General features: G+C 53.4%; 12 protein-coding genes. All 12 read left to right on the top strand.

All coding sequences use genetic code 11. The features are described from left to right. Positions 1 to 37 precede the first annotated feature (37 nt). The 12 genes from ACLI4M_RS03795 (at position 38) to ACLI4M_RS03740 (ending at position 12,487) form a co-directional block, all read left to right on the top strand. The gene (locus tag ACLI4M_RS03795; RefSeq protein ID WP_166643161.1) at positions 38 to 697 is read left to right on the top strand and encodes a phage tail protein; all 660 of its coding nucleotides are present in this window, start codon (positions 38 to 40) and stop codon (positions 695 to 697) included. Next, positions 694 to 954, top strand: coding sequence for an Ig-like domain-containing protein (locus ACLI4M_RS03790; protein ID WP_413449777.1), 261 nt, complete (start codon positions 694 to 696; stop codon positions 952 to 954). The genes ACLI4M_RS03795 and ACLI4M_RS03790 overlap by 4 nt, the downstream gene beginning before the upstream one ends. Positions 955 to 989: 35 nt before the next feature. Then, a complete protein-coding gene (locus ACLI4M_RS03785; protein ID WP_048915117.1) occupies positions 990 to 1,301 on the top strand; it encodes a phage tail assembly chaperone in 312 nt (103 codons plus the stop codon). Beyond that, the gene (locus tag ACLI4M_RS03780; protein ID WP_133623025.1) at positions 1,298 to 1,615 is read left to right on the top strand and encodes a DUF1799 domain-containing protein; all 318 of its coding nucleotides are present in this window, start codon (positions 1,298 to 1,300) and stop codon (positions 1,613 to 1,615) included. Before ACLI4M_RS03785 ends, ACLI4M_RS03780 begins: the two co-directional genes overlap by 4 nt. Beyond that, positions 1,615 to 5,043 (top strand): phage tail tape measure protein, encoded by a 3,429-nt coding sequence (locus ACLI4M_RS03775; RefSeq protein ID WP_133623026.1) that lies wholly within the window; start codon positions 1,615 to 1,617, stop codon positions 5,041 to 5,043. Before ACLI4M_RS03780 ends, ACLI4M_RS03775 begins: the two co-directional genes overlap by 1 nt. Positions 5,044 to 5,078: 35 nt before the next feature. Beyond that, the gene (locus ACLI4M_RS03770) at positions 5,079 to 5,426 is read left to right on the top strand and encodes a phage tail protein (RefSeq protein ID WP_133623027.1); all 348 of its coding nucleotides are present in this window, start codon (positions 5,079 to 5,081) and stop codon (positions 5,424 to 5,426) included. A 7-nt stretch (positions 5,427 to 5,433) separates the two neighbouring features. Continuing rightward, positions 5,434 to 6,189, top strand: a complete 756-nt coding sequence (locus ACLI4M_RS03765) for a phage minor tail protein L (protein WP_133623028.1) — start codon at positions 5,434 to 5,436, stop codon at positions 6,187 to 6,189. A 2-nt stretch (positions 6,190 to 6,191) separates the two neighbouring features. Further along, complete coding sequence (locus tag ACLI4M_RS03760) at positions 6,192 to 6,899, top strand: C40 family peptidase (protein ID WP_133623029.1); 708 nt, start codon at positions 6,192 to 6,194, stop codon at positions 6,897 to 6,899. 129 nt (positions 6,900 to 7,028) lie between these two features. Beyond that, positions 7,029 to 7,385, top strand: coding sequence for a hypothetical protein (locus ACLI4M_RS03755; protein WP_133623030.1), 357 nt, complete (start codon positions 7,029 to 7,031; stop codon positions 7,383 to 7,385). Between the two features lie 110 nt (positions 7,386 to 7,495). Further along, positions 7,496 to 8,209, top strand: coding sequence for a hypothetical protein (locus ACLI4M_RS03750; RefSeq protein WP_133623031.1), 714 nt, complete (start codon positions 7,496 to 7,498; stop codon positions 8,207 to 8,209). Positions 8,210 to 8,665: 456 nt separating this feature from the next. Continuing rightward, positions 8,666 to 9,253 (top strand): tail assembly protein, encoded by a 588-nt coding sequence (locus ACLI4M_RS03745; RefSeq protein ID WP_133623032.1) that lies wholly within the window; start codon positions 8,666 to 8,668, stop codon positions 9,251 to 9,253. Between the two features lie 60 nt (positions 9,254 to 9,313). Next, positions 9,314 to 12,487, top strand: a complete 3,174-nt coding sequence (locus ACLI4M_RS03740; protein WP_133623033.1) for a host specificity protein J — start codon at positions 9,314 to 9,316, stop codon at positions 12,485 to 12,487. The last annotated feature ends 8 nt before the right edge of the window (positions 12,488 to 12,495 follow it).

The following is a 12,495-nucleotide window of genomic DNA, read 5'->3' as shown; positions in this document are numbered from 1 at the left end:
GTCGGTTTTTTTATGTGCAAATATCGGAGAAACCATTATGGGCTTCGCGCTTCCAAATGGCGCCACGGTGTTCGTCGGTTCGGAGCTGGATGATGCTATTCCAGTCACGGCTGTATCGAACGCACTTGGCGCCGTATTCACCGTTGCTACCGGCCATGGGCTGGCGGTTGATGATGTCGTGCTGATTAAATCAGGATGGTCACTGATTGACGATCTGGTGGCTCGCGTTTCGGCGCAGACCGCGACCAGCATCACAATCGGCATTATCGATACTTCAGACCTGAACTTTTTCGCAGCCGGTGCAGGTGTCGGTTCTCTGCAGAAAGTTACTGGCTGGACTGAAATCCCGCAAATCACTGAAGTGGCCCCTGCCGGCGGCGATCAGCAGTACGTGCAGATCCAGTTCCTCGCGGATGATAACCAGCGCAACCTGGCGACGTATAAAGCGGCCAAAACGCTGACTTATACCCTCGCGCACGATTCAACGCTGCCGATTTATCCGGTGCTGAAAAAAGCCGATCGCTACGGGGACACAATGCCGATGCGCATGTACGTACCCAAGGCGAAAGAGATGCGTTACTGGTCTGGTACGCCTTCATTCGACGGCGAACCAACATCCGCGGTCAACGCCGTGGAAACTACTACTGCTGCTTTCTCCAGGAAGTCCCGCGATATGACGTTTTACAAGGAAAAGTGAGCACAGTAGCGGTAACGGGCGTCAGCCTGGATAAATCGACGATTGCTCTGGCAGTCGGCGAAAGATCCAGGCTGACCGCTACTGTACTTCCAGCCAACGCCACCAATAAAGCCGTTACCTGGTCATCATCCAATCCGACGATCGCCACCGTCACCAGTGGTGGGGAAGTTGAAGGTGTGGCTGACGGCAACGCAACCATCACCGCAACCACTGAAGACGGATCTAAGACAGCGACAGCTTCAGTGACCATTTCTTAATTACGCCCCCTATCGGGGGCATTTTCGGAAAAAATATGGCATCTAAATTCCAGCTCCAACCAAAGCCGACCTTCAAGGTCGATGTATCCATCCCGCGAGCCGGGGATGAAGATGGTGTGATCACCTTTACCTTTAAGCACAAACCGCTGAAAGAGCTGTCATCAATCGAAACGATGGAAGGTAAAAACGCCGTTGATTTTTTACTCGACATCACTGAAGCGTGGGCGCTGCCTGACGAATTCAACCGCGACAATCTGGAAACGCTGCTTGATAACTACCCGCGCGCGCTCGAAGCCGTTACCAAAGCCTATTACGACGAGCTGATGGCGAACCGCCAAAAAAACTGATTGCGGTTGCCTCGGCGTTTTATACGCCTGACCCATCTCACGAAGACCTCGCAGCCGCTGGCCTGTCTGCCGACGACTACACCGACGAAGAGCAGATCGTTGAGGTCTGGCCTGACTGCTGGGCAGCATTCGGTGTGTTCCGCGCGATGGCAACGCAGTGGCGCACCGGAGTTGGGGGAATCACCGGGCTGGATTACAACGTCCTGCCCTGGCTGATGAAGATTGAGGGCGTTGATGACGAGGCAGCCGCGCTAAATGATGTCCGGGTGATGGAACGTGCAGCGCTGGACCTGATCCACAGCAAGGGGGCGTAATGTCCGATATCGCAACAATTGCGCTCCGTGTAAATACCTCGGAGCTGGAGCGCGGCAATAAGGCGCTGGATGACTTCAAAGGCTCTGCTGCTGGCGCTGCAAAGGGCGCTGATGATTTCGGCAACAGCACAAAAGGCGCTGGCAAGGTAACAGCTGATGCCGCGCGGGAAATCAATGAGATTCACCAGCGTGTCCGGGCCTTCACGGAAGCCCAGCGGCAGAATCAGGGCAGTACTAAAGGTGCATCGCAGGCTACTGTTCAGCAGCAGCAGGAGCTGCTGAACCTGCTCAACCGCATCAGCCCGGTAAACCGTGCGCTGAATGACCTGGACGACCTGCAGACCAGTTTGTCGAAGCATCGCAGTAATCTTGATACTGAAACCTACGCCCGCTTTAACGCTATTCTGGATACCACTCGCACAAAACTTGCTCAGGTGATGGAGTCAGAAACGGCAGAGGGTCGGGCCCGACAGGAGCAGGCACAAAACGCAGAACGTGCGGCTGTTTCACAAAAGTCTTTTCTGCAAAGTCTCAATGATCAGGTGGCCGCGTTCAAATCTTCCAAAGCTGACATTGCTGAATACCGTGCCGCACAAATGGGGATTAGCCAGCAAGCAGCCCCCATCATCGCCCGGCTACGTGAGCAGGAGCAAGCCGTTGCTCGTGAGGCTGATCAGAAGCGCGCTGCTGCCATCGCATCCAGAGGGTTGAAACAGGCACTGGCAGAGCAGGAATCTGCTGAACGTGCGGTAGCCGCTGAATCAAGGCGTGCCGCCGCAGCGCAGCAGACCTTCATTGAGTCCCTGCAAAGCCAGGTCACAGCGATAGACAAAACACGCTCTGAGTTGCTGGAGCTTAAAGCCGCACAACTGGGTGTTTCATCGCAGGCCGCACCTATGATTGCCCGGCTGCGGGATCAGGAAAATGCCTGGAAACGTGGCGAGATATCCGCAGGCCAGTATCGGCAGGCAATGCGCATGCTTCCTGCGCAGTTCACCGATATCGCCACTTCTATCGCAGGCGGTATGCCTATCTGGATGATTGCCATTCAGCAGGGTGGGCAGATAAAGGACTCATTCGGCGGCGTGGGTAATTCGCTTAAAGCGCTGGCCAGTCTGATCACTCCCGTCCGGCTGGCGCTCGGCGGTTTGGTTACTGCCGGTGCGCTGGTGGCCTACAACTTCTACAGCGCCGCAGAGCGCTCCGAAGAGCTGCGAAAGTCTCTGGCGCTGACCAACAGCTATTCCGGACTTACGGCTTCATCCCTACAGAATACGGTCTCAGCGGCTAACGCGGCTGGCGTGTCCTACTCCAGCGCATCATCTGCACTGAACAGCCTGGTTAAAGCTGGCGTGCCGGCCGGTGCAAATTTCGAGATGCTGACCGTTTCGGTGGCGAAGTTTTCGAAAGAGTCCGGCGTTGCTCTCGATGAAGTGGCCAAAGATATCGCAGCGCTGGCGAATGACCCGTCAAAAGGCATCCTGGCTCTGAACGAGAAATATCACTTCCTCACGGCGGTGCAGTACGAGCACATCGCCGCGCTGCAGGAAGAGGGGCGCTATACCGAAGCGCTGGCGGAGGCTAATCGCGTTGCCGCTGACGGTATGGAAACTGCCGCCACCAATATGAAGGAGTCACTGGGTACCGTCTCACGCATCATGCGCGGGCTTACCGATATGGCTAAAGGCATGTGGGATGCGATTGAGGGCATTGGACGCGCTCCGACGCAAAACGAGGCACTCAAAACCCTTACCAATCGGCGCGACAGCATCCAGGCACAGGTCAGCAACTCAGAGGCGACCGGGTACAACCGCAGTAACGGCAAGCTGGATGAATGGCGTAAAGAACTGGGCGTGCTTAACGCGCAGATCAACGCCTTTACCCTCATGGGTGACATTCAGGTTGCTAAGGAAGAAGCCGCCAGCAATGCGCGCGCACAACATAACCAGAACCTGACAGACGCCATCTCCTTGCAGCAGGGGCTGAATCAGGGCCTGACCAATGCGGAAAAACGCGAGAAAGCCATAGCTGAGCTGAATCGCCAGCGCATCAGAATGAACCAGGCTGCTGCTGCGGATCCAAAAAGCAACGTTGGGATGTCCGAGGCTGAGTATCAGAAGCGTATGGCGAACATTGCCAACCAGTATAAGGATCCGAAGACTGCAAAAGGGAAAGCCTACAGCACACCAGCGGGGGACAGGGCTGAGGATACCGGGCAAAGGGAACTTTTTGCTCTCCGGACTCAATATCAGGTTCTGCAGCAGCACAGCAGCATTAATGATGTCATCAGCCAGCAACGGAAAGACCTCTGGAAAACCGAATCGCAGTTCACGGTGCTGGAAGAAGCCTCTCGCACCCGGCAGCTGACAAAGCAGGAGCAATCCCTGCTTGCCAGTAAAGACCAGGTGCTGCAGTTGGCGCGCCAGAAAGCCCTACTTGGCGACCAAATTACCGCCCAGGAGCAGCTTAACAAGCGCATGGACACAGCGCAGAAGTACGCCACACAAATGTCCGAAAAAACTGACGCGTTAAATAGCAGTTCAACAATGAGTGATCGCCAGGCTCAACGAGAACTTGCACGTTCTCAGCTTCGCTCTGGTTGGCAGAACGCGGGCGGTAGTCTTTCAGACGAGGGGTATCAGTCTGAGCTGAAGGCGACTGAAGACTATTATGCTGCTGAAGATGCTTTACGTAGTAACTGGCTGGCCGGAGCCAAAAAGGGCTGGGCTGAATATCAGGATTCTGCAACCAACGTTTATTCATCTGTGAGCCAGATTGCACAGTCCGGATTAAATGGCTTGGCTGATGCACTCACATCGATGGTCACTACGGGAAAGGCCAGCATCAAAGATTTCGGCACTTCCATGCTGAAGATGATCGTTGAGGTTATCAACCGGCTTTTGATTGCCTATGCAATTCAACAGGCGCTGGGATGGATAAGCGCTGGTGCATCTGCTTCATCAACAGCAGCCAGTTCCAACAACGCATTCTCCAGTGGTGCATACAACAACCTCTCTATGGCTTACAAGGGCGGTTACATCCCTGAATATGACACTGGTGGTTACACCGGGGATGGTGGGAAGTATGAGCCTAAGGGGATTGTGCATGGCGGTGAGTTTGTTTTCACCAAAGAGGCTACGCGACGCATCGGCGTCTCCAACCTGTATGGAATGATGCGCGGCTATGCCGAAGGCGGTGTTGTTGATGGGGCTGGAATGATGTATGGCGCGTCATCAAGCGGTACGGCAGGGGTCAATGTGCAGACAACTGTCAATGTGAACACTGGCGGCGATCAGCAGCAATCAGCCAGCCAGAACGCAGCGCTGACCAAGGCGTATCAGCAGACGGTTGACCGCGCTGTGACTGATGGTATCCAGAAGCAGACCCGGCAGGGCGGCATCATCTGGCAGGCAATGCAGACGCGTTAACGCCCGGGTGACCGGGCATTATTCCCGGAGGGGAAATGGCTATCGATACTTTTACTTGGCGAACTCAGACACAGAATCAGCCTCAGGGGCAATATAGCCATCGCATCCGAGAGGTGCAGCTCGGCGATGGCTATAAGCAGGTTTCGGGAGACGGAATCAATCCTGAAACGCAAAGCTGGCCCCTCACCTTTATTGGCCGCGAGCAGGACATGCTCCCGATCCTAAATTTTATGCGCAACCATACCGTCAAAGCGTTTATCTGGACTCCGCCATACGGTGTTGCGGGTTTATATCGCGTCGTTAAAGACTCCATTGGCGCTATGCCTGCTGGTGGAATCACTATGACCGTGGTGGGTACCTTCGAGCAATCACCTTCAGTTTAGGAAACCTATGCCAATTAACAGTGACTTGCAAAAACTGGAGCCGGGAAACTGGGTCAGGCTCTTCGAAATGGATGGCAGTGCGTTTGGTGCAGGTCTTCTGCGCTTCCATGCGGAAACCTTATTTCACACGCCTGAAGAAATCGCTGCAGCAGCTGGCGATGAAACCAAACTGGCGCCCAAGGCCATCTGGTGGCAGGGCAATGAGTATACGGCGTGGCCATGCCAGATTACTGGCATTGCAATGTCAACCAGCGGCATCAGCGAGCAACCAAAGCTGACGGTGGCGAACGTAAACAGCTCGATCACCGCGTTGTGCCTTGCTTACGACGACATGCTTCAGGCGAAAGTGACCATCCACGATACACTGGTGCAGTATCTGGATGCGCGCAATTTCCCGCAGGGTAATGCATCAGCAGATCCCACTCAGGAAAAGGTACAGGTTTTCTATATCGACAGCAAAAGCCAGGAAACCAACCTGTCGATTGAATTCACACTGAGCAGCCCAATGGACTTGCAGGGGCTGATGATCCCCACGCGCCAGCTGCACTCACTATGCACCTGGTGCATTCGCGGCAAATACCGCACGGGCGATGGCTGTGACTACGCCGGTACCAAATATTTCGATAAGCACGGTAACCAGGTGGATGACCCATCGCAGGATGTATGCAACGGCACGCTGAACAGCGGCTGCAAGCCACGCTTTGGCGCAAATAATCCGCTTCCGTTCGGTGGCTTCCCCGGCACCTCCCTGATCAAGGGCTGATTATGCGAGAGAAAACCCAACAGGCTATTTTTGAACATGCCCGGCAGTGCTATCCGGCAGAATCTTGTGGCGTGATAGCGCAGAAAAGCCGGGTTGAGCGGTATTTCCCTTGCCGGAACTTGGCTGAAATGCCAGAAGATGATTTCTACCTTTGCCCGGAGGATTACGCAGCGGCGGAGGACTGGGGAAGCATTACGGCGATCGTTCACAGCCATCCGGATGCCACTACCCAACCCAGCGAACTGGATAAAGCGCAGTGCGATGCTACGGAACTGCCATGGCATATCGTCAGCTGGCCAGAGGGTGATCTGAGTACCATTCAGCCGCGTGGTGAACTCCCGTTGCTCGAACGGCCGTTTGTACTGGGGCATACAGACTGCTGGGGTCTGGTAATGAGTTACTTCCGGCAGGAGCACGACATAGAGCTAACCGATTACCGGCTGGATTATCCGTGGTGGGAGAGTGGTGAGGAAAATCGCTATCTGGATAACTGGTATGAATGCGGATTTCGGGAGTTTAGTGGTGACCTGCGGCCCGGCGATCTGATCATAATGCAGGTTCAGGCCCCCGTTGCTAACCACGCTGGTGTCCTGCTGGCTGACAATATGCTACTTCACCACATGTACGGCATGCTGAGCCAGCGGGTGCCGTACGGAGGGTACTGGCGGGATAGGACGGTGAAGATAGTCCGATATGGGGATATTTGTTGATGACTACCTGGCTGAGGAGGCGTGTAGACTTGTTAAGTCAAAAATAGAAGCGGCGCTTATATTTTGGAATTGTTTTGTAAATTTTTCGTGATAAGATATTTCTGATTGCAATCAAATGGAAATGTATAAATGAAAAAAGTTTTAGCTGTTGTTCTGGGTGCTCTGGTTCTCTCTGGATGTTCAATTCGCGTAGCTGATCTGACAGTTGGCAGCACCAAAAATTACAACATCAACGGTAATAAATTCGTTACCGGCCCACGTGTAACAGCAGAAGATTCATACCCTGTGATCCTGTTCCCTACAGGCATTCCTAACATGAAAACTGCCATTGACCGTGCCATCGAGAAGGATAAGTGCGCTGTTGGCCTGAGTAATGTGGTAATTACCCAGCTAAACCATGCGTTTATCTTCGGTAAAATCGGTATACGTGCCGAAGGCAACCTGATCATCGACCGCAGCTTGCCAGGTTGCGAGAATCACGCTTAAACCCACTGAGGTTTGTAGCTAGTAACCCGCCACCCGGCGGGTTTTCTTTCTTCCCATTGCATCCGCTTCCCTCTAGGATTATCGCAATACTTACGAATGGGGATAGGGAAGTGACCTACCGTGAACTTTTAAAAGAAGCTACCCGACTAAAAAAAGAAAAGCGTTACGACGAAGCTTGCCAGACTTTAAGGGTGGCTTATCAATCTGCAGACGTTAATGAAGTCATCCTGATTCAGGAAAGACTCCGCCTTCCTATGTATTTACTGCTCGCGGGAAAATCTAATGACGGCTGGGCGGAGCTTAATCGCCTGTCTAGTGAGTATCATGAGCCATATGATCTAATACCCATACGCAGCCAAATGAGAATATTTTCAGAGAAAGAGGGACGGTGGAATGACGCTATTTTGTACTCGGCAATCGTGTACACCATGGTTCTAAAAAACAAAATTCATTTCATCAAATCCGTTCATCACCAAGCGGATGTAATTGCTATTGAAGAACCTATAAAAATTGAAACTGTTGAACGGTCATTTTTCGAGTTTGATTTTAGAATAATTGACGCAGATAGAAAAGCGTTTGCTTACACGGAAAATGGTAATCCTATATTTGATGTGGCACATAATCATATGCTTGAATCGCTAAATCGGATGTTGGACTTAGATGCAATTGAACGTGAGTTTGAAGGTTTGTGTCGTAGAATTGAAAGGCCAGAACTACCCCTCGCGATAGCTGAAAAAATTATAGAAACTGTCGGCTATGAAGATGATAACGGGGAGTGGGTTAGTGATTTTCACCATTTCTTTAGACAACAACTTATGGACTAAAACATGAATGACTTTGTGTTGCTGACTGCATTATTGGCCTTATCTGGTTGTACAGCCAATCCAATAGCAACAACTCAAGCTACTGACGTGTCCGCTTACCGGGTGTTCGCTAAGCCGTTGCTGATAGCCGGCAGTGGAGTTGGGAGAGTGGTTATCAAGCGCGATTCAGGGCACGTCTGAAATGCCTGCTACACGAAGATATTTCTGGATGGGAAAGAAATTGCGCAGGTCTCGGTTGCTGAAAAAATAATCATTCACCCGGCATATGGTGAGCACATAATCGGTGCAGAGCCTAAGGGGTTAGTGTGGAGGCAGCATGAGTGAGGTGGCAATCAACATCTTACCTGACAAGATGCTCACTTATCGTATTGGGTACGACTCAGACGTTATATTCGGCCTCAGACCCACAGCGTTTTAAAATCAACCATCTTCGGGTGGTTTTTTTATAGGTGATATATGCAGGAAAAAATCAGGACAGTGCGTCTTTATGGCGTGCTGGGGGCTACCTTTGGCCGCGTTCATCGACTGGCTGTTTCAACCCCCAAAGAGGCATTTAAGGCACTATCCGTAATAATCCCAGGTTTTGAACCTTTCGTTAGTAGTAGTAAGCGAAAGGGGCTAGCTTATGCGGTATTCAGCGGCACCACCAATCTGACAATTAACGAGCTTGATGCAGATAAAAGCGATAGAGACATCCGCATTGCGCCAATTATCATCGGCAGTAAACAGGCTGGATTATTGCAGATCATAGCTGGCGCGATTCTTGTGGTTGCTGGCTATTTTACATTCGGCACGACCTCAGCCGTAGGTATGGGGATGATTGCAGCGGGTGCATCAATGGCGCTCGGCGGCGTCATCCAGATGCTTTCACCGCAGACAAAAGGCCTCGCCAGCAAACAGGATGCTGATAACAAGGCATCATATGCGTTCGGCAGCGTGACCAATACTGCCTCGCAGGGTTACCCGGTGGCGTTGCCGTATGGCAGCCCGCGAATTGGCGGCGCAATCATCTCTGCCGGTATCTACGTTGAAGATCAGCAGTAAATAAATCCTCCTCTCCACCATTAGGGTCGCCACATGGCGGCCTTTTTTTATGGGTGAAATATGGCGACCGCTAAACCAATTAAAGGCCGTAAGGGCGGCAGCTCTTCATCCCGAACGCCGGTAGAGCAGCCTGACGATCTGCAGTCAGTTGCTAAAGCAAAAATTCTCATCGCGTTGGGTGAGGGGGAGCTTGGCGGCGGCCTGACTGACCAGACAATCTTCCTTGATGGCACCGCTTTAAAAAACAGCGACGGCTCCGCCAATTTTAGCGGTGTGACTTGGGAGTTCCGCCCGGGCACGCAGGCGCAAACCTACATCCAGGGCATGCCGGGCACTGAAAATGAAGTCACCGTCGGCACCGAGATAAAAAGCGATGTAGCCTGGTCACACACGTTCACCAATACTCAGCTTTCAGCCATTCGCTTGCGCCTGAAATGGCCCTCTCTGTTTAAGCAGGAAGACGATGGTGATCTGGTGGGTTACTCCATCAAATACGCCATCGACCTGCAGACAGACGGCGGTTCGTTTGTCACCGTGATTAACACTGCGGTAACTGGCAAAACCACGTCAGGCTACGAACGGAGTCACCGCATCGATCTACCGCAGGCAGGCAGCACATGGACGGTGCGCCTGCGCCGGCTTACAGCGAACGCGAACAGCGCAAAGATTGGCGACGCCATGTCGCTGCAAAGCTACACGGAGGTGATCGACGCAAAGCTGCGCTACCCGAATACCGCGTTGCTCTATATCGAATTCGACTCCAGCCAGTTTAATGGCTCCATCCCCCAGATATCCTGCGAGCCTAAAGGTCGCGTGATCCGCGTTCCGGACAACTATGACCCGATTGGCCGCACTTATACCGGGACTTGGTCTGGTGTCTTCAAATGGGCATGGACAGATAACCCGGCCTGGGTGTTCTACGACATTGTCGTGAGCGACCGTTTTGGCCTGGGCAACCGACTGACCGCCGCTAATATCGATAAATGGGAACTGTACCGCGTGTCGCAATACTGCGATCAGCTTGTGCCCGATGGTAAGGGCGGTAGCGGCACAGAGCCGCGCTATAAGTGTGACGTGTACATTCAGCAGCGCAACGACGCGTACACGGTGCTGCGCGACTTTGCCGCCATATTCCGGGGAATGACTTACTGGGGCGGAAATCAGATTGTGGCGCTGGCTGATATGCCGCGCGACGTCGATTACTCCTACACGCGCGCCAACGTGGTTGATGGTCTGTTCACTTATTCGAGCAGCACCACGAAAACCAGATATACCACCGCGCTGGTTTCATGGACTGACCCGGCCAATGGTTATGCAGATGCCATGGAGCCGGTGTTTGAGCAGGACCTGGTGACGCGCTATGGTTTCAACCAGCTCGAGCTGACGGCGATCGGCTGTACCCGGCAGTCAGAAGCAAATCGTAAGGGCCGCTGGGGCATCTTGACGAACAACAAAGATCGCGTTGTAACCTTCTCTGTGGGGCTGGACGGCATGATCCCACAGCCAGGCTACATCATTGGTGTTGCCGATGAACTCCTGTCAGGGAAGATTACAGGCGGACGCATCAGGTCAGTCAACGGCCGCGCCATTACCCTCGACCGCGCGCCGGATGCGAAGCAGGGTGACCGCATGATCCTCAACCTGCCAAGCGGTGCCGCGCAGAGCCGGACCATCCAGAGCGTCACCGGAAACGTGGTGACCGTTACTGTGGCTTATGGCGAGACGCCGCAGGCGGAAAGCGTGTGGGTGGTTGAATCAGACCAGCTGTATGCGCAGCAATATCGCGTCGTCAGCGTGGCGGACAACAACGACAACACATTCACCATATCGGGTGCGTATCACGATCCGGATAAATATTCCCGTATCGATACCGGCGCCATTATCGACGAACGGCCAATTAGCGTTGTGCCGCCGGGCAGCCAGATTCCACCGGCCGGTATCAAGATTGAAGCCTATTCAGTAGTGAGTCAGGGAATCAGCGTTCAGACCATGCGTGCAGCCTGGACGGAAACGGCTAATGCCATTTCTTACGAGGCGCAGTGGCGTCGCAATGAGGGGAACTGGATCAGTGTTGCGCGCAGCTCCACGACCTCGTTCGAGGTACCGGGTATTTATGCTGGTCGCTACGTTGTGCGCGTGCGCGCCATTAACGCGGCGGAGATTTCCAGCGACTGGGCATATTCGGAAGAGGTCATGCTGACCGGGAAGGTTGGCAATCCCCCGAAGCCGGTTGGCTTTGCCGCCAAGGGCATAAACTGGGGCATTCAGCTGAACTGGGGCTTTCCTGCCAATACTTCGGACACGCTGAAAACCGAGATTCAGTACACGCCGAACAGTGACCAGTCGAGCCCGTTGCTGCTATCAGATGTGCCTTATCCTCAGGCGACTTACACCCAGTTGGGCCTGAAGGCTGGGCAGGAATTCTGGTACCGTGCACAATTGGTCGATAAGACCGGGAACGAGTCCGGCTATACCGACTGGGTACGCGGCATGGCTAACAATAACGCCGATGATTACCTGGGTAATATTGCCGCCGACTTCCTGAAAAGTGAGGATGGCGACCGCCTTACCGGGGATATCGAAACCAACATTGAGGCCATTCTACAGAACGCGCTCAATCTAAATTCCAGTGTGGATCATCAGTTCAGGCAGCTCGGCGAAGTGCGCGCTGACGTGCTGGTGGTTAAAACAACTGTAGCTGAGGTCGATAATGCTCTGGCCGAGTTGTCTACCCAGGTGCAGGCGCAGATTGGCGATGTGACCGCGGCGCTGGAAGACAAGCTAACTGCAGTAGTTGACGGTGATGGTGCATCGGCGATTTACACGCTGAAGACGGGCGTTAGGATTAACGGAATCACCTATAACGCGGGGATGTCGATCGCGGTGCTGGCACAGGCAGGGCAGCCGGTGGTGACCCGTGTAGGCTTTAACGCGAACCAGTTCGTGCTGATGTCCGGCAGCGGCGACACACAGTATTCGCCATTTGCCGTAGTAAACGGCCAGGTGTTTATCAGCAGCGCCTTTATTCAGGATGGCACCATCACTAGTGCGAAAATTGGCGATTATATCCAGTCAGACAATTTTGTTACCGGGGTGTCGGGCTGGCGCCTGGATAAAGGTGGCACGTTTGAGCGCAACGCATCTAATGGCGCAGGCCGGACATGGGATAACGGAGTCGAAAGGCGTGTTTATGATGCCAACGGCACATTGCGCATTAGAGATGGTATATGGTAAGGGGGGCA

It is taken from the genome of Erwinia sp. LJJL01, from assembly GCF_047300805.2.
In the GTDB taxonomy this organism is placed as follows: domain Bacteria; phylum Pseudomonadota; class Gammaproteobacteria; order Enterobacterales; family Enterobacteriaceae; genus Erwinia; species Erwinia aphidicola.
This window is presented reverse-complemented; position numbering and strand designations above follow the sequence as displayed.